At 76.2% G+C, this 21,382-nt stretch carries 15 protein-coding genes; 8 read left to right on the forward strand and 7 right to left on the reverse strand.

Going from position 1 to position 21,382, the window contains the following annotated elements; translation table 11 throughout:
- Window positions 1-6 precede the first annotated feature (6 nt).
- Together ACVWNX_RS13745 and ACVWNX_RS13750 are read right to left on the reverse strand one after the other, a co-directional pair.
- Window positions 7-2,349, reverse strand: coding sequence for a hypothetical protein (locus tag ACVWNX_RS13745; protein WP_454414205.1), 2,343 nt, complete (start codon window positions 2,347-2,349; stop codon window positions 7-9).
- Between the two features lie 639 nt (window positions 2,350-2,988).
- The gene (locus tag ACVWNX_RS13750; RefSeq protein WP_454414206.1) at window positions 2,989-4,371 is read right to left on the reverse strand and encodes a transcriptional regulator; all 1,383 of its coding nucleotides are present in this window, start codon (window positions 4,369-4,371) and stop codon (window positions 2,989-2,991) included.
- Window positions 4,372-4,727: 356 nt separating this feature from the next.
- On the opposite strand from ACVWNX_RS13750, the gene ACVWNX_RS13755 reads away from it, so the two are divergent.
- Together ACVWNX_RS13755 and ACVWNX_RS13760 are read left to right on the forward strand one after the other, a co-directional pair.
- Window positions 4,728-5,387, forward strand: coding sequence for a bifunctional DNA primase/polymerase (locus ACVWNX_RS13755; RefSeq protein ID WP_454414207.1), 660 nt, complete (start codon window positions 4,728-4,730; stop codon window positions 5,385-5,387).
- Window positions 5,388-6,527: 1,140 nt separating this feature from the next.
- Window positions 6,528-7,928 carry a PAS domain-containing protein gene (locus ACVWNX_RS13760; RefSeq protein WP_454414208.1) on the forward strand — a complete coding sequence of 467 codons (1,401 nt, stop codon included), beginning with the start codon at window positions 6,528-6,530 and terminating at the stop codon, window positions 7,926-7,928.
- Between the two features lie 301 nt (window positions 7,929-8,229).
- Here ACVWNX_RS13760 and ACVWNX_RS13765 read toward each other — a convergent pair whose 3' ends face one another.
- A complete protein-coding gene (locus ACVWNX_RS13765; RefSeq protein ID WP_454414209.1) occupies window positions 8,230-9,048 on the reverse strand; it encodes an SIS domain-containing protein in 819 nt (272 codons plus the stop codon).
- Between the two features lie 514 nt (window positions 9,049-9,562).
- Here ACVWNX_RS13765 and ACVWNX_RS13770 point away from each other — a divergent pair.
- From ACVWNX_RS13770 to ACVWNX_RS13790, 5 genes are all read left to right on the forward strand, one after another.
- Window positions 9,563-10,255 carry a metal-dependent transcriptional regulator gene (locus ACVWNX_RS13770; RefSeq protein ID WP_454414210.1) on the forward strand — a complete coding sequence of 231 codons (693 nt, stop codon included), beginning with the start codon at window positions 9,563-9,565 and terminating at the stop codon, window positions 10,253-10,255.
- A gap of 1,517 nt (window positions 10,256-11,772) precedes the next feature.
- The gene (locus tag ACVWNX_RS13775) at window positions 11,773-12,687 is read left to right on the forward strand and encodes an alpha/beta fold hydrolase (RefSeq protein ID WP_454414211.1); all 915 of its coding nucleotides are present in this window, start codon (window positions 11,773-11,775) and stop codon (window positions 12,685-12,687) included.
- A 549-nt stretch (window positions 12,688-13,236) separates the two neighbouring features.
- Window positions 13,237-13,497 (forward strand): Clp protease N-terminal domain-containing protein, encoded by a 261-nt coding sequence (locus ACVWNX_RS13780; RefSeq protein ID WP_454414212.1) that lies wholly within the window; start codon window positions 13,237-13,239, stop codon window positions 13,495-13,497.
- A 27-nt stretch (window positions 13,498-13,524) separates the two neighbouring features.
- Entirely contained in the window at window positions 13,525-13,971 is a 447-nt protein-coding gene (locus tag ACVWNX_RS13785; RefSeq protein WP_454414213.1) for a hypothetical protein, read from the forward strand.
- Window positions 13,972-14,241: 270 nt separating this feature from the next.
- Entirely contained in the window at window positions 14,242-15,402 is a 1,161-nt protein-coding gene (locus tag ACVWNX_RS13790) for an aminotransferase class V-fold PLP-dependent enzyme (RefSeq protein ID WP_454414214.1), read from the forward strand.
- Window positions 15,403-15,420: 18 nt separating this feature from the next.
- Here the strand turns inward: ACVWNX_RS13790 and ACVWNX_RS13795 are convergent, their stop codons facing one another.
- From ACVWNX_RS13795 to pdxH, 3 genes are all read right to left on the reverse strand, one after another.
- Window positions 15,421-15,984, reverse strand: a complete 564-nt coding sequence (locus ACVWNX_RS13795) for a TetR/AcrR family transcriptional regulator (protein ID WP_454414215.1) — start codon at window positions 15,982-15,984, stop codon at window positions 15,421-15,423.
- A gap of 6 nt (window positions 15,985-15,990) precedes the next feature.
- The gene (locus ACVWNX_RS13800; RefSeq protein ID WP_454414216.1) at window positions 15,991-16,533 is read right to left on the reverse strand and encodes a hypothetical protein; all 543 of its coding nucleotides are present in this window, start codon (window positions 16,531-16,533) and stop codon (window positions 15,991-15,993) included.
- A gap of 423 nt (window positions 16,534-16,956) precedes the next feature.
- Window positions 16,957-17,685, reverse strand: a complete 729-nt coding sequence (gene pdxH / locus ACVWNX_RS13805; RefSeq protein WP_454414217.1) for a pyridoxamine 5'-phosphate oxidase — start codon at window positions 17,683-17,685, stop codon at window positions 16,957-16,959.
- Window positions 17,686-18,110: 425 nt separating this feature from the next.
- Here pdxH and ACVWNX_RS13810 point away from each other — a divergent pair, with 425 nt between their 5' ends.
- Window positions 18,111-19,259, forward strand: a complete 1,149-nt coding sequence (locus tag ACVWNX_RS13810; protein ID WP_454414218.1) for a citrate synthase 2 — start codon at window positions 18,111-18,113, stop codon at window positions 19,257-19,259.
- A gap of 538 nt (window positions 19,260-19,797) precedes the next feature.
- Here ACVWNX_RS13810 and ACVWNX_RS13815 read toward each other — a convergent pair.
- Window positions 19,798-21,042, reverse strand: coding sequence for a 2-oxoglutarate and iron-dependent oxygenase domain-containing protein (locus ACVWNX_RS13815; RefSeq protein WP_454414219.1), 1,245 nt, complete (start codon window positions 21,040-21,042; stop codon window positions 19,798-19,800).
- Window positions 21,043-21,382: the final 340 nt, after the last annotated feature.

Raw genomic sequence — 21,382 nt, forward strand, 5'->3', positions numbered from 1 at the left:
GACCCGTCAGAGCTGGGTGGGCTGGCGGGTGGTCAGTCCGTGTTCCCGGGCGACGGCGTTCCACAGGGCGGACGCCGTCCGCTTGGCGCGGGTGGCCTCGCCGCTGGCCCGGTTCCCGGCCGCCGCCTCCTTGGTCTGACGGGCCTTGCCGCCCCGGCAGCCCTTGCGGCCCTCGACCCGGTCGGCCCAGGCGGCGTAGTGCTCGTCCGCCTCCGCCGACGCCTTCCAGGCGGTGGTGAGGGCCCGGGTCAGTTCGGCGTGCCGGGGCAGCGCGTCGACGGAGAGCCCGTCCAGGCGGGTCACCAGGTCCTCGCGTTCCTCCGCCGCCTCCCGCAGGTCCTCGGCGGCGTCGTCCAGGTCCTGGCAGCGGTTGATGTCGGCGACCGCGCTGATCACGGTGGCCCGGCTGCCGCCGCTGTCGGCGAGCAGTGCGTCCAGTTCGGCGGCCTGTCCGGCGGCCCGCTCCTTCGCCCCGTCGGAGGCCGGGGCGGACGGCGCGGGCGCGGCGTCGGTGGCCTCGCTTGCCGCACCGGCCGCCTCGGTGGCGCCGGTGCCGTCGGTGGCGGAGACCGGGACGCCGCTGGTGCCGGAGCGGCCCGAGTCGCGCTCGTCGCCGTCCTCGCTGAGCAGGGCGCCGGTGCCGACGCCGATCACCACCAGGACCACGCCCAGCGCGATGACCAGCCGGGTCCGGGAACGGCCCGCCGGGCGGGCGGCCCGCCGGTTCGCGGCCCGGCCGCCCTGGGGGCCGGGGGCCGGGGCGCCGGGGCCGGGTGCTCCGGGGCGCGGGGCGCGGTGGCCGGAGGGGCCCTGGGAGGGCCCGGAGGGGCCCGGCGGGTGACCGGGGTGCCGGTGGTGGCCGGAGGTTCCCGGGTGACCGGGGGTTCCCGGGTGACCGGGGGTTCCCGGGTGACCGGGGGTTCCCGGGTGACCGGGGGTTCCCGGGTGGCCGGGGGCGGCACGACGGCCGGACGCGCCGGGCGCGCCCGGGGCGCCGACCGGACCGGGGGCGCCGGGTGCCGCCGGGGCACCGGGCGCGGGCGGCCCGTCGGTACGGAAGAGGGAGTCGAATCCGGCGAGCGACTCGGGCGGGGTGCGGTCGCCGGGGGCGCCGGGGCGGATGCCGTAGGGGGCGCCGGTGGGCGCGGGCGGCACCTGCGGGAAGTGCTGGGTGGGCGCGCTGTGGACGTCGGACGGCGCGCCACCGCCGGGCCGGGGCGCGGCGCCGGGGGCGGGCGGTATCTCCGGCGGGAGCGCTCCCGGGGCGACGGGCGGGATGACCTGGGTGGCGGCCATGTGTCCGGGGCCGTGCTCCGCGCCCGCGGGCGGGACCGGCGGGATCAGCTGGGTGGCCTGGGCGTCCACGCCACCGGCGGCCGGAACCGGGGGGATCAGCTGGGTGGCCTCGGCGTCCGCGCCGCCGACCGCCGGGACCGGCGGGATCAGCTGGGTCGCCTGGGCGTCGGGACCGAGCGGCCCGGCGGGCCCGGGACCCGCCGGGACCGGCGGGATCAGCTCGGTGGGAGCCGCTCCGGCCTCCGGCGGGAGACCTCCGGAAGCCGCCGGGACGGGCGGGAGGTACTGGGTGGCCGGGGCGTCCCCACCGCCCGCGGCAGGCGGGAAGGCCGTGGCGGGACCCGGCACCGGGGGGAACCCGGTCGCGGGACCGGGGGCCGGGGGGAACCCGGTCGCGGAGGCTGCGGACGGGGGAGACCCGGTCGCGGAGGCTGCGGGCGGCGGGAACCCGGGGCCGGTGGACGAGGGGAACCCGGCGTCGGCGGGCGGAGGGAAGCCGGGGCCGGTGGGCGGCGGGAACCCAGAGGTAGCGGACGGGGGAAACGCAGGGCTGGCGGACGGGGGGAACCCGGCGTTGGCGGCGGACGGGGCGAAGGGTCCCGCGGGGTGGCCGCCCGGCGGGGCCGGGGGCGGCGGGGTGGTCGCGGAGACAGGGGGCAGCAGCGCGGTGGCCTCGGCGTCCGGGGCGGTACCGGGCCCGGCGGGCAGCGGGGCCGAGCCGTACCCGGCGGTGGGCGGCCAGCCCGGCACGGGGGCGGCGGGCGCCGGGGCGGCTCCGGGGTACGGGACGGGGTGGGCGTCCGCCCAGGGCGACGGGGCGCCGCCGGGCGCGGGGAGCGCGCCACCGGGGGCCGGGGGCGTCGCGCCGTGGAACTGCGGGGCGCCGGGGGCGGGCGGCGCGGCCCCGGGCACGGGGGGCGTGCCGGGGGCGACGGGCGTACCGAGGTCGGGGGGCAGCAGCGGCCCGCTTCCGTCGGCGGGCAGCACGATGCCCTCGTGGGGGCGCCGTGCCGGGGAGGGATACGGTTCCCCGCCCTGTCCGCGCTGCGTCACCAGGTCTCCTTCGGATGGGGGAACTTCCGAACAGACCGGTCACGCTACCCGGTGCCCCGTCCGGGACGCCAAGCGGCCCGGACGGCGGCCCCCTGACCCGGGGGGATGGCCGCAACCTTCTTGGGTAACGGTGTTCTCCCGTGTTCACGCGCGGAGTTGACGGTACGTCCGACCAGCGGAAACGGATGCGGAGCGGTGCGCGGAGCGGGTCGCCCCGAGGGGGCCTCCGAACCCGGCGGACGGGTCACGGAAGGGGTCCCCCGCCGGGCGGGGGACCCCTTCCGTGACCCGTCTCACGCCACCCGGGCCGGGCGGACGCCCGACCGCCTCCCGGCCACCCCCGGCCACCCCCGGCCACCCCGGCCGGGGCCGGAGGCCAGGGGCGGGCAGGGCGCCGGGGGCGGGGAGTGGGAGACGGGGTCGGGGGCGAGTCGGGACGGGCCGGGGCTGGGGTTCAGGGGTCGGGACGGACTGGGGGTCGGAACGGACTGGGACTGAGGGGCGGACTGGAGGGGCGGACTGGGGGTGGGGGTTCAGGGGTCGGGATCGGGGGACGGAAGGAATCGTCAGGCCGGGGGGGGCGGCCCGGGTCCCGGAGGCGGGCCCCAGGGGCGGGTCCCAGGGGCGGGAGCGGGCGGGTCAGGCCGCCTGGAGTTCCAGTCGGGCGCCGAACTCCCGGACCACCGGTTCGTCCCGGAAGGGTTCGAGCCGGTGGTGGAAGTCCTCCAGGTACTCCGCGCCCCGGTGGGAGCGCAGGGTGCCGAGGAGTTCGACCGCCCGCAGCCCGGTGTGGCACGCCTGCTCGACCTCGCGCTGCTGCGCCTGGGCCGTCGCGAGCAGCACCAGGGCGATGGCCCGGCGCCGGGCCCGGGTGGGCGGGTGCTTGTCGAGGGCCTCCCGCGCGGTGCGGGCGGCGGCCTCGGACTGGCCCAGGTCGCGGTGGCAGTGCGCCAGCTCGTCGGCGAGGTACGCCTCGTCGAAGTGGGCGATCCACGCCGGGTCGTCGCCCGCCGCCGGATCGGCCCGTTCCATCGCGGACACCGCCCGTCCGGAGGCCGTCTGCGCCGAACGCGCGTCCCCGAGCAGGGCGTGCCCCCGGGCCTCGGCCGCGTGGAACATGGCCTCCGCGCGCGGGGTGACCCGCCCCCGGGCGCCCTCCTGGGCGGCCCGGGCGAGCTGGGCGATCTCGCGCGGGTTGCCGAGCTGGGCGGCGAGGTGACTCATGGACGCGGCCAGCACGTACCCGCCGTAGCCACGGTCCCCCGCGCCCTGGGCGAGCCGCAGCGCCTGGATGTAGTAGCGCTGTGCCAGGCCGGGTTGCCCGGTGTCGACGGCCATGTACCCGGCGAGTTCGGTGAGTCGGGCGACGGCGGCGAACAACTCCCGCCCCACCGCCTCCCGGTAGGACCCGGCGAGCAGCCCGGACACCACGCTGTTGAGGTAGTGCACGACGACCGGCCGCACGTGGCCGCTGCCGTACTGGTGGTCGAGGTCCACCAGGGCCTGGGTCATCGCCCGGACCGCCTCGACGTCGGAGACCCCCACCCGGGGGCCCGCCTGCCGGGCCACCTGGGCGTCCGGGGTGGAGATGAGCCAGTCGCGGCTGGGCTCCACCAGCGCGGACGCGGCCACCGAGGAGCCGGACAGGAAGTCCCGGCGGCCCACGTCGCTGCGCCACAGTTCGCAGACCTGCTCGATGGCGCCGAGCACGGTCGGGGAGAACTGGAGCCCCACGCCGGAGGCGAGGTTCTTGCCGTTGGCCATGCCGATCTCGTCGATCGTGACCGTGCGGCCGAGTTTGCGGCCGAGCGCCTCCGCGATGATGGCGGGGGCCCTGCCCCGTGGCTGCTGGCCCCGCAGCCAACGGGCCACGGAGGTCTTGTCGTAGCGGAGGTCGAGTCCGTGCTCCGCGCCGCACATGTTGACGCGGCGTGCCAGTCCGGCATTGGAGCAGGCGGCTTCCTGGATGAGCGCTTGCAGCCGTTCGTTCGGCTGCCGCGCGACGAGAGGCCGTGCGGCCATGACGTGAACCCCCTGTTGCTGCGGCGTCCGGCTGCCCGCCGCCTCGTCTGGTCTGGGTCGTGTCCGGGTCTTGTCTGACATCGTGTCCGGTTCAGGTGATTTCGCACTGTTCAGTCGCCGGTCGCGGCGGCTTCTCGCTGATCAATGCCCCGGCGACAAACGGAAGATGCGGGACATACGAGAAATGCCGGGGTAACGGCCGGTAGTCCGCCCCTACCCTGGTTACCCACAGCCGCGGCTCGACCCTCCGCGCGCCCCTGCCAGTGCACCCATGCGCCCCGCCGCGGGCCCCGGTGCACCGCGCCCGTGCGCCCGGAGGGCCGTTACCCCGACAGGAAGCGAGAGTTGAGAAGCACGTGGAAGAGACCATCGCAGTCACACCGACCGCCCAGATCCCCCAGCAGCGAGGCGAGGCGCCGCTGGACACCGCCGTGCGGTACGCCGAGGAGCGGCACTGGGACGTCTTCCCCGGCACCTGGATGGAGACCGTCGACGGAGTCCCCCGGTGCTCGTGCGGCGACACCGGCTGTGCCGCGCCGGGGGCGCACCCCGCGCGTGAGGACTGGGCGGCCCAGGCGACCGGGAGCGCGTCGACCGCGCGCAGACTGTGGGCGAACCAGCCGACGGCGTCGATCCTGATGCCCACGGGTCGCACCTTCGACGTGATCGACGTGCCCGAGACGGCCGGGTTCCTGGCACTGGCCCGGATGGAGCGCATGGAGCTGACGCTCGGTCCGGTCATCTGCTCCCCCAACCGGCGGGTGCAGTTCTTCGTGCTGCCCGGCGCCACCGCGAAGGTGCCCGACCTGGTGCGCAAGCTGGGCTGGCCGCCCGCCTCGCTGGACCTGGACACCCTCGGGGAGGGCAAGTACGTCGCCGCTCCGCCGACCCGGTTCGGCACCCGGGGCGCCGTCCAGTGGGCGAACCGTCCCACCACCGCCAACCGGTGGCTGCCGGACGCGGAGGAGCTGATCAGTCCGCTGGCCTACGCCTGCGCGCGGGAGGCCCGCCGATAACCGCCCCCCGTGCGCCCCTGGGGGCCCGTCGGACGCGGACGGCCGGGCCGTCCACGGTGAGGGGACCACGGGGCGCGCGGCGATTCCCTTCCGTACGCGGGTCCGCTCGGACGCCCGCCGGAACGGACGTCCACCGGCACCGGGGACGTCCACCGGACGGACGCCCACCGAGCGGGCCCGCGCGTGCGTTCCGGTACGCACCGGCGTCGGGCGAACACTCCCGTCCCGTCCGCTCGTCCACCCGCCTGCCCGTCCGTCCGCCCATCCGTCCGGGCGGGACGCTGGCGTCGGCGGAGGTCCCCGGGAGACCGCCCCGGAGACGTCCCGGGGAAGCGCGAAGGGCGGAGGACCAGGCGGGGAAGGTCCGGCGGCCCGGTCCGGAAGACCCGGGGAAGCCGGGAAGGCCCAGGGAACCCCGCCGCGAAGGACCAGGAGGACCAGGAGGACCAGCAGGCCCGGGAGGCCCGGGAGGCCCGGGAACGCGGGCGACCCGCGAGCCTGGTCCCACCGCCTCGGGGCGGTGGAGCCGGCCGGACGTACCGGCGGCCCGCGGGTCGGGTGACTGCGTGGATTGGGCCGGTCGCGCACGCGTCCGCGCGCTGGTCCGGCACCGCACTGCGTGGGGTGACGGGCCGTTAGCCCGCAGCCACCTCACTCGTCCGGATGTCGATCATGATCCGAACCACCTCCCTTCCGTGTGCTCCCCACCGTAGGCACGCCCCCGGAGGCGCTCAACCGATTTATTTTCCGGGCGGGCCCGAGGCCGACCGGGAGCCCGGCGCCGGAGCACTCCCCGGCCAGCGGCCGGGGAGGACGGACGGGGGACGGGGCGGACCGGGGGAAAGCGGCCCGGGACCACCCGGGGGCGGGCGGGCAGGGACGGCGCGCGGGCGGCGGTGTCCGCCCCCCTGCGCCCCCACCTGCGCGAAAGCCGCCCCCAGTGCCCCCGAAAAGCCCCGTGATCCGTCCCTCGTGCCCCCGCCGCTTCCCCCGTCCGGCCTCTTTCGGGGAACACTGTGTGGGGTGGGTCACGTTCGAGTTGAATGAGGCCGGAGCGCGGTACACGTACCCGTGCGCAGTGGTACGCGTACCCCAGAGACGACCCGGTGCCCCCGGTACCGGCGGACAGGGGGTGCCAGGGTGAGTGCTTCCCGGCGGAGCGGGGCCACCGACGAGCTGGGGCCGTCCGGCCCCGGTCACGAGGGCGCGGATCTGCTCGCGGCGCTGCTCGACGGCATGGACGCGGCGCTGTGCGCGCTCGACGCGGACGGGGTCGTCACCCACTGGAACCGCGAGGCGGGCCGGGTGCTCGGCTGGAGCGCCGACGAGGCGGTCGGACGGCGCGGGTTCGCGGGCTGGGCCGCCCGGCCCGGCGACGCCACCGAGATCGAGGAACGGCTGCTCGGCGCCATGTCCGCGCGGGGGCGGCAGGTCCATGAGTTCCCGCTGCTCACCAAGGACGGCGGCCGGGTGCTGGTGCGCACCCAGTCGGCGGCGGTGCGCGGCCCGGACGGCGAGCCGGCCGGGGTGTACTGCGCGTTCGGCGAGGTCCACGCCCAGATCGACCTGGAACGGTCCATCGCGCTCAGCGAGGCGCTGTTCCAGGACGCCGCGTGGGGCGTCGTCTTCATCGACGCCGATCTGCGTCCCGCCGCCGCCAACGCGCACGCCGCCACCGCGCTCGGCAGCGGGCGCACCGCCCTGCTGGGCCGCCCCCTCGGGGAGTTCCTCGCCCAGGGCGTCGAGGAGCTGGAGGGCGCCCTCGCGCACGTCCTCGCGGAAGGGGCGCCGCCCGCCCCCGCCGATCTGTGGGTGACGGTCCGCCAGACGGGCGGCGGCGTCCGGCGGTGCTGGCGCAGCGGCTTCGTCCGGCTGTCGTCACCGCTCTCCGAAGAACCGGTTCCGCTGGGCGTGGGCTGGCTCTTCCAGGACGTCACCGAGTCCAAGCGGACCGAGCAGGAGGCCACCCAGCTGCGCTTCCGCGCCAACCAGTCGCACCGGGCGGCGCGCGCCGCCGCCGAGTGCGAGGACCCCGCCGAGGCGGTCGCCGTCCAGCTGGACTTCTCCCTCGCCGGGTTCGCCGACCACGTGCTGCTGGACCTCTTCCCGGTGGACGGGGACCCGGAGGCCCCCGGGCCCGACGGCACCCCCGCCCGGCTCGTCCGCGCCCTGACCACCCCGTCCGGGCCCCCCGGCCCCGGCCTCGCCCACTACCGCTCCGCGCTGCCGCTGCGGTACGGGCCCGGGCACCCGGCGTTGCAGAGCGTGGAGCGCGTCAGCTCGGTGCGGGCCAGCGCGCCCGTCGATCCGCCCGGCCGGGCCCGGGAGTGGGCGCGGGCCCGGCAGTGGCCGGAGGACGCGGTGCACGCGCTCTGCTCGGTGCTGCGCAGCCGGGGCCGGACCCTGGGCGTGCTGACCTTCCTGCGCGCGTCCAGCCGCGAACAGTTCGAACGGCTGGACGCCACCTACGCGGAGGGCGTCGCCGCCCGGGTCGCCGGGGCGGTGGACCTGGCCGGGACGCTGGAGGCACCCCGGGCCTGACCCTTCCCGTCCGGGGCGGCCTCCGGTCCGTGCCGGGGGCCGCTGGCGCGGACGGGCCCGCCCCGGTGGACCCCGGCGCCGGGTCAGCGGCGGCGGAAGGGAGACGGGGGACGGGTGCGGGAGGCATCGGCGGCGGAGGCCACCGGTCACGGCGTCGCCGACAGCGAGGACGACAGCGGCCACGGTCACGGTCACGGTCACGGTCACGGTCACGGTCACGGTCACGGATCAACGGCGGTCGGGGACCGGCGGTGGCGGCGACGGGCCACCGGCGGTGGAAGACCACCGGTGGCGTCCGGTGTCACCGGCGGTAGAAGATCCGCTCCCGGTACTCGTCCATGATCCGGTCGTTCCACTCCAGTCCGCCGTCGACGTTGCCGGAGCGCAGCAGCGGGGGCTCGACGCCCCGGTCGGCCAGTTCCCCGGCGGCCGTGGCCATCACGGCCTGGAGCACGGCGCTGGTCACCACCGTCGAGGCGGGGGCGAACGGCGCGGCGATGCCCTCGTGCGTCAGCTCGGCGTCCCCGACCGGGATCCGGGTGTCGAGGACGACGTCGCAGTGGTCCTTCAGGAAGGTCCCGGACGGGTTGCGCGCGGTGGTGCCGGTGGCGTACCCGACCGAGGTGACGCCGATGACCCGGACGCCCAGTTCACGGGCGTGCGAGGCCATCTCGACGGGCAGCGCGTTGCGCCCGGAGAGCGAGATGACGATCAGCAGGTCGCCCGCGCGCAGCGGACCGCTGTCCAGGACCACCGTGGCGAGGCCCTCGACGCGCTCCAGGGCGGAGCCGAGGGTGGCGGGCACCACGTCGACGACGGCGCCCGGCACGGTCAGCAGGTTCATCAGGGCGAGACCGCCCGCGCGGTAGACGAGGTCCTGCGCGGCGAGCGAGGAGTGCCCGGCGCCGTAGGCGAACAGCCGTCCGCCGGACTCGACGGTGTCCGCGATGAGGGCGCCCGCCGCGGCGATCTCCTCCGCGTCCAGGTCGCGGACCTGCTGGAGCAGTCCGATGGCCGCGTCGAAGAACCGGTCCGCGAGCGCGCCGCCGTCGGCCGCCCCCCGGTCCCCCGTGCCGCCCGCCACGGCGCTCCCGGTCCCCGTGGACCCGCTGTCGCTCATTCGTCGAACCCCTTCGTTCACGGTCGTCGTCGCCGCGCGCGGGGTCCGTCCGCCGTCCCCCGGTGGTCCGCCGCCGGGCGCGGGACGTGCCGCGCACCGTGACGGGGGACCCGCGCGGAAGCGGTCCGCGCGCGTGTCGCGGATCACGGTGCGTTCTGGAGCGCCGCGCTGTCAATACGGGCGACCGGCCGGACGGGGCCGCCGCCCAGGGCCTCCGTTCCCGGTGTCCCGGCAGGTCGGCGGGGGTGTCCGGCCGGTCGGGAGCCTCCCTCCCGGTCCCGCGCGGAACGGACCGGAACCCACGCGGACGGGCCCTGTCCGTCCGCCGGGGGGCCGGGCGGCCCGGCGGAACCCCGCCCTCCGGCGGACGGGCCGGACGCCCTCTGGACGGGCGTACTCGGACGCTGTACGGCAGGTGGGGCCCGCTTGTCGGCGCGATGCGTAAGAATTGGGGCCAGGGGCCAGCGCACTCGCTAGTGCGGCACTAGCAAAGCCGAACGAGGGGCACGTACGTATGTCCGGACTGATCGACACCACGGAGATGTATCTCCGCACCATCCTCGAACTCGAAGAGGAGGGTGTGGTCCCCATGCGCGCCCGCATCGCGGAGCGGCTGGACCAGAGCGGCCCGACGGTGAGCCAGACGGTGGCGCGCATGGAGCGCGACGGTCTGGTGTCGGTCGCCAGCGACCGACACCTCGAGCTGACCGAGGAGGGCCGACGCCTCGCCACCCGGGTGATGCGCAAGCACCGCCTCGCGGAATGTCTGCTGGTCGACGTGATCGGCCTGGAGTGGGAGCAGGTCCACGCCGAGGCGTGCCGTTGGGAGCACGTCATGAGCGAGGCGGTGGAGCGCCGGGTGCTGGAGCTGCTGCGGCACCCCACCGAGTCGCCCTACGGGAACCCGATCCCGGGGCTGGAGGAACTGGGCGAGAAGGACCCCGCCGATCCGTTCCTGGACGAGGGCATGGTGTCCCTCGCGGATCTGGACCCCGGCGACGAGGGCAAGACGGTGATCGTCCGCCGCATCGGCGAGCCGATCCAGACGGACGCCCAGCTGATGTACACGCTGCGGCGGGCGGGGGTGCGCCCCGGTTCGGTCGTCAGCGTGACGGAGGCCGCGGGCGGGGTCCTGGTCGGCAGCGGCGGAGAGGCCGCGGAGCTGGGGACCGAGGTCGCGTCCCACGTCTTCGTGGCGAAGCAGTAGCCGGTCACCGGTGGTCGGTGACCGGCGGTGGCCGGTGACCAGTGGTGGTCGGTGACCAGTGGTGGTCGGTGACCGGCGGTCGCCGACGCTGGTCGGTGGTGGCCGGTGGTGGCCGGTGGCCCTCGCGGTTCCGGGCGGGCGGTTCCGGCCCCGGGGGTTCCGGCCTGACGGGTTCCGGCTGAGCGGTTCCGACTCGGGCGGTAGCGGCTGAACGGTGCGGTAGTGACCGCGTCCGGTTGCCGGGGGCGGTTCCGGTCGGGTGGTTCCGGCCTCGTCCGGTCGTCGGGGGCGGGTCGCCGTGACCGCCGGGTGCTCGGCCCGGGCGCGGGGGCGGTGGTCCCGGGGCGGGGGCGGGTGGCCCGGGGCGGGGCTGTCGGCCCGGGGCGGGGGCTGTCGGCCTCGTTCTCTTCGTCCGTCTCCCGTCCGGTTCCCCGTCCGTCTCCGGGTCGGACGTGGATCGGGCCCAGGCACGGGCCGGGTCGGGTCGGGTCGGGCACGGACCGGTTCGGGCACGGGTCGGGTCCGGGCCGGTCGGGCCCAGGCACGGGTCGGGCCCAGGCCGGTCGGGTTCGGCCGTGGTCAGTGCTGGTCAGTGCTGGTCGGCCCCGGCTTCCCGGGCAGGGGCCGGGACCATGCGCGCGGTGCCCGGAGCGGGTGCCGTCCGTCCCGCCACCCGTCGCGGGGAACGGGTGAGTGAACGTCGCGCGCCAACACCCCGATCTGGTGGGGCTGTTGGGGCGGCACGGCACCGGAGGGGGTCGGCGGGCGTTCACGTTCACAACGGACCCGCGTTCTGTGTGTGGAATCGCAGCGGAGTCCCCGATCCCGTGTCAGGCTGTGCGTCAGGCATATGACTCGAAGCCCGGGACCGCGTGGGAGGACCCGGGTGCTCGGCCGGGGAGGGGCGGGCGATGCGCTGCGCACAGCGGGCGGTACGCGGGGTACGTCGGGGCAACGGCCGGTACGGCGCGCTGGGCCGCGCCACCCGGACCGCGCGGCGTCCGCGTGCCCGCACCCCGGTCCCCCGCGCCTCCCGCACCCCCCGCACGCCCCGGAACACCGTCCGGCGCGCCACCACGGCCCGGGGCGACGAGCGCCCACGGGATCGCGCGTCCCGCGCCGACGACACGGCCCGTGTCCGCACGGGACCCCTGACGGGCGGAGGACCCCGGCGCCCGATGGCGCCGGGGCCGTCCTCCCCCTCGCTGACCCGGAGCCCCGAGCTCCCGGGGTCACTCCCCTCGGGCCGGTTTCCCCGAGCGGCCCGCCTCCCGGTGGTGATCTCCCCCGGCCCGTCGCGGCCAATCCCCGGCGCCCGTCACCCGAACGAGGGGTGTCGGGACCGAAGACCCTCGTTTCGAATACGAGTTCGATAACCTGGCGCACGTCGGCCATCGAACAGCGGGCGGGGCGGCGACCTCCCACCCGCACCGTCCAGCCCACTGAGAAGACCAGCGACAACCCAGAAGAGTGTGCGAGCGGTCCCGTGAGGCCGCCACCGAGGGGGTGCCGGAGCAATGGCGAGGCGTATCGACGTGACCGGGGCGGGCGGCGTGCGCCTGGCCGCCTGGGACTTCGCCGGACCGCTGGGACGGGGACGGGCGGACGCGCCGGGGGTGCTGTTACTGCACGGCCTGATGGGCCGGTCGTCCCACTGGGCGGGCACCGCCCGCTGGCTGGGCGAACGGCACCGCGCGGTCGGGCTGGACCAGCGCGGACACGGGGCCAGCGACAAGCCCGCCGACGGCCCCTGGGACCGGGAGGCGTACATCGCGGACGCCGTCGCCGCCCTGGAGCGGCTGGGACTGGCGCCCGCCGTGCTGATCGGCCACGGCATGGGCGCGCTGACGGCCTGGCAGGTCGCCGCCCGCCATCCGGACCTGGTCCGGGCCGTGGTCGTCTGCGACATGCGGCCGTCCGCGCTGGGGGCGGCGTCCCAGCGGGAGTGGGAGCGGTGGTTCGACGCCTGGCCGCTGCCGTTCGCCAGCCTCGCGGACGCCCGGACGTGGTTCGGGGAGACCGATCCGTGGCTGGAGCGCCCCGATCCGGCGCGGGGCGCGTTCTACGCCGAGGTGATGACCGAGGCCCCGGACGGCTGGCGGCCCGTCTTCGATCCGGCGCAGATGCTGGCGTCCCGCACGGCCTGGGCGCACAACGCCCACTGGGACGAACTGGCCCAGGTGCGCTGCCCGACCCTGGTGGTGCGCGGGATCGACGGAGGACTGGGCCGGGCGGAGGCCCAGGAGATGGTGCGGGTGCTGCCGCGCGGCCGGTACGCGGAGGTGGCCGACGCCGCGCACCTCCTCCACCACGACCAGCCGGAGGCGTGGCGGGCGGCGGTCGAACCGTTCCTCGCCGAGGTGGCGGCGGAGGTCCCCGAGGGAGCCACCCGGGCCACCGGGGCCACGGGGACGGCGGAGTCCAGGGCGTAGCCCGGGCCGAGTCCGGGCCGAGTCCGGGCGCGCCGAGTCCGGGCCGAGTCCGGCGCGCGGCCCCGGCACGATCCGGGGCACGGTCCCGCGAGGGGAGGGGGCGGACGGAACGGACGTCCCCTCCCCCTGGCGTTCCTCCCCGGGTCCGTCGTCGAGGATCCGTCTTCGAAGGGCCCGCTCTCCCCGGCGTCCCCTCTCCGGCGCTCCTTTCCGGCCTCGGCGAGTTCACCGCACCCTCCCGAATGCTTCATCCGTGTGAACTCCGGGCCCCCGCCCGCCCCCTGGCCAGCGGGGCGGGGGCGGCCGTCCGGGGGGAGCGCTCTTCCGGGGACGCTCCCCGCAGGTCGCGGTGGGCACTCGCCTTGACCGGGCCGAACGGCGACCCCCTCCCGTCAGCCCTCCCCGCAAAGGGACGGCAGTCCGTTCGGGCGGGCCCCAGGAGAAGCAGACTGGCCGAAAGTACGGTTACAGGCACCTGCCGCCACCCCCTTAAGATCCGAATAATTCCAGGGCCCTGGAGAACGCACCTGAAATGAAAGGTGGCACCGGGTGGCCAATGAACAGGAACCCGCCCCCACACCGCGCTTTCTCGAAATCATCGAGGCCGCGAAGAGGAACGCCACCGATCTGGGTCACTCCTACCTAGGCGTGGAGCACCTCTTCCTGGCGATCATCCGGGACATCGATTCGGTGCCCACTCAGGCGATCTCCCCCCTCGTCGACCCCGGCGAACTGGAGGAGAGAGTCATCGAGGTGCTCTCCTCACCCGGATACAACACCCCCACTCGAAAGGTGATCCCGCCCGAATAAGCGCGGGATGAAAGCGAAAGGGAATACGTGTCCTCACTGCGATCACTCGTCCTCGCCCTCACCGCCGTGGCGCTGGGCGTGGTGGCCCTCTTCGCCGTACCGGGCGCCGCCTCGGCGCTCACCGGTCCGGCGAGCGTCTCCGCGCCCGCCCTGGACCGCCCGGCCGACGACCGCCCCGCCGCCCGGGCCGCCTCCGTGGGGGCCGAGTACGAGCGGGGCGACCTCCAGCCGTCGCGGGCGCTCGGCAAGTCCTGGTGCCGCATCGGCTCGGTGGTCTACGAATGCGCGTCCATGCCCGAGTGCACCCCGGCACGGGACGGGGACGTCATCAACGCGTCCGGGAACCAGTGGCGTTGCGGCCTCTACCAAGGCTACTGGGCCTGGCGCGCCCTCAACGGTTGCTTCACGCACTCCGTGGACGGGGAACCCGTCCGCGCGGCGTTCACGCGAGGGAGCCACGCGCTCGCGTGCTGAGGTCTGGCCGTGCCCCGTCGGCGGGCGGCCCGTGCGGCCGTCCGCCGGCGGGGCGCGGCGAGGAAGACGAGGAACGAGGAGGGAGACGGACGGATGATCGACCGCAGACGGATCGTGTACGCGGGGCTCACGGGCGGCTTGGCGGGGCTTTCCGGCGGCCCGGCGGAAGCCGCCGGGAGGGGGCCCGCCGGAAGGGGGCCCGCCGCGAGGATGTCCGCCCTCCCGGCCGGGAGGGGTCCGGACCGTCCCGGCCTCCGGAGCTGGCGGTCGGTGCGGGACCAGTTCGCCCTCTCCCCGGACCTCGCGCACTTCTCCGCCTACACGCTGGCCTCCCACCCCGCTCCGGTGCGGGCCGCGATCGCGCGGTACCGGGACCAGCTCGACCGGGACACCAGCGGCGCCCTGGAACGGAACGGGGACCGGGAGGTCGCCGTACGGGAGGCCGCCGCCGGATACCTGGGAGTGCCGACGCCGGAAGTGGCCCTCACCGGAAGCACCACGGCCGGAATAGCGGCCGTGTACCTGGGTCTCCGGCTGCCCGCCGGAAGCGAGATCCTCACCACGGAACACGAATTCCATTCCACTCACGCGGCATTGCGAGCGAAGGCGGTCCTCGATGACGTCACCCTCCGCAGAACGCGACTCTACGACGACCCCGCGACCGCTTCTCCGGAAGAGATGACGGAACGGCTGACCGCTTCCCTGACCCCCCGTACCAGGGTTCTGGCACTCACTTGGGTGCATTCCACGACGGGCATCAGAATTCCCGTCCCGATGATCTGTTCGGCGGTAGCGGAAATCAACCGGGGCAGGGCGGAGGAGGACCGCGTCCTGGTCTGTCTGGACGCCGTGCACGGCTTGGGGGTGGCCACCGAGACCCCTGCGGAACTCGGCTGCGACTTCCTCATGTCCGGCACGCATAAGTGGCTGTACGGCCCCAGGGGAACCGGCATCGTCTGGGGGAGGCGGGACGCCTGGCGGTCCGTCGAACCCGTCGTCCCGTCCTTCGGCTGGATGAGCGAGCACCCCCCGCCCGTGGTCGACCCCGGAATGGCGGCCACCCCGGGCGGCTACCACGCGTTCGAGCACCAGTGGGCGCTCGACGAGGCGTTCTCCTTCCATCTGGCCATCGGGAAGGAACGCGTCTGGCGCCGGATCTCAGGGATGGCCGGGCGGCTGAAGGAGGGCCTCGCTGAACTCGAGGGCGTCCGGCTCGTCACCCCGGGGTCCGCCGCGCTCTCCGGCGGGATCGTCTCCTTCTCCCTGGAGGGACACGACCCGTGGGAAGTGGTGGCCGCCCTCAGGAACCGTCACCGGGTGGTCGCCGACGTCACTCCGTACGGTCGGCGTCTGGTCCGGCTCGGCCCGACCCTGGCGACCGGCCCGGCGGACGTGGAGCGGGCGATCCGCGCAGTGGCGGCGCTCCGTTGACCCCCGGACCGTCGCCCGTCACTTCCACAGCCGCGCGAGCAGCAGCACCAGGGTGTCCGCGACGGTGGTGGCGGGGGTCTCCGGGTGATGCAGCGCCCAGCCGTCCAGGGCGGCCAGCAGCGCGGCGGTGGCCAGGGTGATCAGTTCGGGGCCGGGGTCGGGGCCGATCAGCCCGAGGTCACGGGCGTTGGCGACGGCCTCGGCGATCCACGGGTCGCCGTCCTCGGGCCCGGGGGCGCGGGCGGCGAGCACCGCGCGGTCGTCCGGGTGGTCCCGCAGGTGCTCCAGCAGCCGGACGGTCCCCGTCCGCATGCCCCGCCACAGTTCGTCCGGGGTGGCCGCCGGGACCCAGGGCCCGAGCGCGGCGAGGGTCCGGGCGCCGGCGTCGGCGGCGACCTCGTCGAAGAGGTCGTCCTTGCCGTCGAAGTAGTGGTAGGCGGAGGTCTTGGAGATCCCCGCCTCGCTGATGATCCGGTTGAACGAGGCCGCGTCCCTGCCGTCCCGCGCGAAGTGCGCGCGGGCGACGGCGAGCAGCGCGGCCTTCGCGTCGTCGGACAGTCGGTGGAAGCGGGGCAGGGCCATGGTTCCTCAGGGGGTGCCGGGGACGGCCGACGGGACCGTCTGCCGGACGGCGAGCACACGGTTCGCCCGGGCCGTCATGACCCAGTGTGCCGCCCACAGCCCGATGGCCAGCGCGCCGCCCGCGTATCCCGGGACGCCGGGGAACAGGGACAGGATCTGGAACACGCACCAGCCGTAGCCGATCAGGGCCCAGCGCCGGACGAAGGCCTCGGGCAGTCGTCCGTCGGCGGTCAGCGAGGCGGTCAGGTTCCGGACGATGAAGAAGTCCTCGGTGAAGTTGTGGGGGATGGCGAACATCCACCACACCGACGAGGGGCGCACGGTCCTGGTTCCGGACGGCACCAGTTCGAGGGTGCGCTGGAGGGCGCGGCAGTAGAGCGCGACCAGCCCGAAGAAGACGGTGATCGTGACCAGCGAGCCGACGAACCCCGCCGCCGCGATCTCACCGAGGATGCCCGGGCCCCAGCCGGGCACCCACAGCGGCGCGGTGAGCAGGGCGGTGACGAGGGCGGTGCCCACCGTTCTGACGAGGATTTCCCTGGTGTTCATGAGAGGAGTGTACTAGTAGTACACACCAGTTGTATGCACTTGCAGTTCGAAGGTTCCGGGGCGGTGTCCGGGCGGTTCGCGGTCCGGCTCAGGACGGTCCGGGGCGGGCGGGGCGGCGCGGGTGCGGGTGGCGGGGTGCAGGGTGCGCGGGCACGGCTCGGGCCCGTCGCGCGGACGGAGCGCGGACGGGTGGGGTGCGGTGCGGTCGCGTCGTCCCGTGCGGGAGGTCGGTGGTCGCTCGCGCGGTTCCCCGCGCCCCTTCGGGGCACTCCCGGGCGGGGGCGGTGCCATGTCGGTGAACGGGGTGGTACGGGCCCCGTCAGGGGCGCGGGGAACCGCGCGAACGGCCACGACGGGCCGCGCGGAGTGCGGGGCCGGGTCGGCGGGGGCGCGGGGGCACGCGGGGGCCTCGGGCCCGGCCGGTCAGGGGCTCAGGCGCTCCACCCGCCACCCGGCGGCCCCGGGGGCGGCGGCAGGGGCGGCGGCGGGGGCCTCGGGGGTGGTCGTCGACGGCTCCCGGACGTACCGCAGCCGGTCGTGGAGACGGTTCTCGCGGCCCTGCCAGAACTCGACCGTCCCGGGGACCACCCGGAAGCCGCCCCAGTGCGGGGGAACCGGCACCGGCTCGCCCTCCGGGTAGCGGGCCGCCAGTTCCCGGTAGGCCCGGTCCAGCTCCTCCCGGGAGGAGATCTCCGTCGACTGCGCGCTGGCCCAGGCGCCCAGCTGGGAACCGTGCGGACGGGTGCGGAAGTACGCGGCGGTCTCGTCGCGTCCGGTGCGGGCGGCGGTGCCGGTGACGAGGACCTGGCGGGCCATCGGGTGCCAGGGGAAGAGCAGCGCGACGTGCGGGTTGGCGTCCAGGTCGCGGCCCTTGCGGGAGCCGTAGTTGGTGAAGAAGACGAAGCCCTCGTGGTCGAACTGCTTCAGCAGGACCGTGCGGGAGCTGGGGCGGCCGGACGCGTCCGCCGTCGAGACGACCATGGCGTTCGGTTCGTACAGGGCGCCCTCGTCGGCGGTGCGGACCGCGTCCCGGAACCAGCGCGCGAACTGTTCCATGGGGTGCGGGGCGAGTTCCCCGGCCTCCAGTCCCCGCTCCCGGTAGTGCGCGCGGATCAGGGCGGGGTCGGGGTGGTCGGCCACATCGCGGTTCACACCGCCATCCTGCCGCACGGCGGGCGGGAGCGGTCGGTCGAGGGGACCTCTCCCCGACCGGCCGCCCCCGGCGCCGGACCCGGACCTCGACCTGATCCCCGTCAGCCTCCGTCAGCCCCGGTCGGCTCCCGGTCGGCTCCGCATCGGTCCCGATCGGCTCCCGGCCGTTTCGCGACCGGGGCGGCTGGGGGCGTCCGGGGCCGGGGGGGCGGGGGCGGGCCGGGGAAGGCGGCACCCGGTGTCACGGGAGGGCCGCGCGGTGGCACCCCGGGCGGGGTTTCCGTCGCGGTCCGGTTGGACGGCCGTCTCCACGGGGCATCACCGGGGTGACGGCCGTCCGGCGGCCGTCACCCCGACCGTCCCCCTGAGCACGGGAGGCCCGCCGCCCGTTCCGTCGTCCCCCACCGCGCACACCAGGAGCCGTCATGTCCGACTTCGTCCCCGGGCTCGAAGGAGTCGTCGCGTTCGAGACGGAGATCGCCGAACCGGACCGGGAGGGCGGCGCCCTCCGCTACCGGGGCGTCGATCTTGAGGACCTCGCGGGGCACGTGCCCTTCGGGAACGTGTGGGGGCTGCTCGTCGACGGGGCGTTCGCCCCCGGGCTGCCCCCGGACGGCTCCGGGCCGCCGCCGCTCCACTCGGGTGACGTCCGGGTCGACGTCCAGGCCGCGCTGGCGCTGCTGGCGCCCGCCTGGGGGCTGCGTCCGCTGCTGGACGTCGACGACGGACGGGCCCGTGACGACCTGGCGCGGGCCTCGTCGGCGGCGCTGTCCTGCGTGGCGGGGTCGGCGCGGGGGCGCGGGCGGCCCGCCGTACCGGAGCAGGCGGTCGACGCGGCCGGTTCGGTCGCGGAGCGGTTCCTGGTCCGCTGGCGCGGGGAGGCCGACCCCCGGCACGTGGCCGCCGTCGACGCGTACTGGACGTCCGCCGCCGAGCACGGGATGAACGCCTCCACGTTCACCGCCCGGGTCATCGCCTCCACCGGCGCCGACGTCGCCGCCGCGCTGTCCGGCGCGGTCGGCGCGATGTCCGGTCCGCTGCACGGCGGCGCGCCCTCCCGGGTGCTCGGCATGATCGAGGAGGTCGAGCGCACCGGGGACGCGGAGGCGTACGTCCGGCGGGCGCTGGACCGGGGCGAACGGCTGATGGGCTTCGGGCACCGGGTGTACCGGGCCGAGGACCCCCGGGCCCGGGTGCTGCGGCGCACCGCCCGGGAGCTGGGCGCTCCCCGCTCCGAGGTCGCCGAGGCGCTGGAGACGGCCGCGCTGGCGGAGCTGCGGGCCCGCCGTCCGGACCGGGTGCTGGCCACCAACGTGGAGTTCTGGGCGGCGATCGTGCTGGACTTCGCGGAGGTCCCGGCGCACCTGTTCACCTCGATGTTCACCTGTGCCCGGCTGGCGGGGTGGTCGGCGCACGTCCTGGAGCAGAAGCGGACCGGGCGGCTGGTGCGGCCGTCCGCCCGGTACGTGGGCCCGGGGGCGCGGGGGTCCCGGGCGGTGCCCGGGTTCGCGGAGGTCGTCCCTCCGTCCCGTCCTCGGCCGCCGGGCGAGGGCGGTCCTTCCGCCGGTCGTTGACGGGGTCGGCGGGGGTCCTCGCGGATCGCGGCGGAGCCGTCCGGGATCGGGGGCGGGTCCCGTCCGGGCGGGGCGGGTCCCTCCGGGTGGGTGCGGGCTTCGGCTGCGGGGGTGTCGTGGTTGCTCGCGCCGTTCCCCGCGCCCCTTCGGTGCGCCCCGGTCGGGGTGCGGGGTGCGGGGCCGTACGGGCGGGTCCCCTCTTCGGCTGCCGGTCCGCCTGGGTTGCTCGCGCAGTTCCCCGCGCCCCTTCGGTGCGCCCCGGTCGGGGTGCGGGGTGCGGGGCCGTACGGGCGGGTCCCTTCTTCGGCTGCGGGTCCGACTGGGTTGCTCGCGCTGTTCCTCGCGCGCCTTTGGGGCCCCGTCAGGGGCGCGGGGAACTGCGCGGGCGGCCGTCCACGGGCCGGAGGGGAGGCAGGGAGCGGATGGCCCCAGCGTGTCGGGCGCCGCCCCCGGGCGGCCGTGGCCGCCGCCGTCCGGTGCGTGGAGGCGGGGACGGGTCGGGGACGGCCCCGGGGCGGGGCTGTACGGGGCAGGGGCGTCAGGCCGGGACGAGCCGTTCCGCGTGGTGGCGGGCGGCGGCCTCGGGGTGGGCGCGCAGCAGGCTCCGCCACTCGTCCCGTCCGAACTCCGGGGAGAGCCCACCGTCCGGGCCGTGGAACACCCCGGGCGCCCTCGGCGCGTGGGGGAACGGCGGCGGGTCCACCCGGGCGTCCGGACGCGGATGGTGGGAGTACTCCGTCGAGAAGCGCTCCCCCGCGCCGGGCGGGGAGACCAGCCGGTGGCGCGCGGAGGCCAGATAGCCGCCGGTGGCGGCTTCCAGGTGCCCGCCGAGGGTGACCAGGAGCGCCCCGGGCACCGGCGGCACCTCGTGGAAGGCGCCGTCCTCGCGCTGGACGCGGAGACCGCCCGCCTCGTCCTGGAGCAGCAGGGTCAGGAACCCGGGCGGCGCCGGGGCCGTCACCGCGTCCCCCGGGGCCCCGGGTCCGTCGCCGTCCCCGTCACCGCCGCCGTCGGTCGTGGCCCCGGGTACGGGCACGGGGCCGGGTACGGAACCGGCGGGTACCGGTGGGCCGGGTACCGGGGCGGCGGGCGCCGGGGCGGGGCTGTGGCGGACCAGGCGCAGTACCGGGTGGGCGTCCGCGCCGAAGAGCGGGTCGTAGAAGCCGGGCGGCGCCCCGATCGCGGTGAGCAGTTCGCGCAGCAGCCGGGTGGCGACCCCGCTCAGCCGGGTCATCCAGCTGAGCGCGGCCGTGCGCAGTCCGGGCAGGGCGGCGGGCCACTGGTTGGGGCCCTGGAGCCAGCCGTACGGGGGCCGTCCGGGGAACGGCGGGCGGGCCGGACGTTCCGCCCCGATGGTGAACCGGTCGTGCTCACGCGGGAGTTCACCGTCCCGCTGCCCGTGCCCGACCCGGACACCGCCGTCCCGGACGGGACCGTGGTGGTCGGGACCGCCCCGGTCGTAGCCCCGGAAGTGGGGCGAGTTGACGATGTCGAGGGCGCGCCGGTCGGCCTCCGGCAGGGCGAAGAAGCGGCGGACGGCGCGGTCGAGGTCGAGCGTCTCCGCCGTGCCGACCCCGTGTCCGACGAGGTGGAAGCAGCCGACGCGGTGCGCGGCGTCGTGGAGTTGGGCGTGGAACAGACGGCGGGCCTGAGGACCCCGGACGGCCGCGCCGAGGTCGATGACCGGAGGGTGGAGGGGGCGGGGGCGGGGGAGCCGGTGGGGCTCCGGGTCCTTGGGCGACGGGGGACGCGCCGGGGGCGCGGACGGGCTGGGGTGGGTCATGGTGGATCCGCTGGGGTGCGGCGCGGGGCTCCGCCGTGAGGAGGCGGGCGCCGTCTGCCGGAGTTGACGGGGACCGGGGTCAGACAGGGCGTCGACAACCCGTGCTCGTGACGCGGACGTAGTCCACGTGGCGTCGGCGTACGAGCGGAGACATGTCGCCAGCGTACTGCGGAGCGGGACGCTCCGGAGGTGGAGTGGGTCACAGCCAGCCACTCACACCTGTCACCCCGTCACCCATGCGCAACAGAGGCCCCACACACCCCAGTCGCATCACTGTCACACCGCTCGCACATCCAGCGCATCCAGCGCTTCCGTGCCACGGACTCACGGACTCACGGAC

It is taken from the genome of Streptomyces sp. JNUCC 64, assembly GCF_054484115.1.

Bases quoted from the DNA above. Each gene is read 5' to 3' on its own strand.
- ACVWNX_RS13750 (WP_454414206.1), bottom strand. From the start codon at position 4,371: ATGGCCGCACGGCCTCTCGTCGCGCGGCAGCCGAACGAACGGCTGCAA.
- ACVWNX_RS13765 (WP_454414209.1), bottom strand. From the start codon at position 9,048: ATGAGCGACAGCGGGTCCACGGGGACCGGGAGCGCCGTGGCGGGCGGC.
- ACVWNX_RS13770 (WP_454414210.1), top strand. From the start codon at position 9,563: ATGTCCGGACTGATCGACACCACGGAGATGTATCTCCGCACCATCCTC.
- ACVWNX_RS13775 (WP_454414211.1), top strand. From the start codon at position 11,773: ATGGCGAGGCGTATCGACGTGACCGGGGCGGGCGGCGTGCGCCTGGCC.
- ACVWNX_RS13795 (WP_454414215.1), bottom strand. From the start codon at position 15,984: ATGGCCCTGCCCCGCTTCCACCGACTGTCCGACGACGCGAAGGCCGCG.
- ACVWNX_RS13800 (WP_454414216.1), bottom strand. From the start codon at position 16,533: ATGAACACCAGGGAAATCCTCGTCAGAACGGTGGGCACCGCCCTCGTC.
- ACVWNX_RS13810 (WP_454414218.1), top strand. From the start codon at position 18,111: ATGTCCGACTTCGTCCCCGGGCTCGAAGGAGTCGTCGCGTTCGAGACG.
- ACVWNX_RS13815 (WP_454414219.1), bottom strand. From the start codon at position 21,042: ATGACCCACCCCAGCCCGTCCGCGCCCCCGGCGCGTCCCCCGTCGCCC.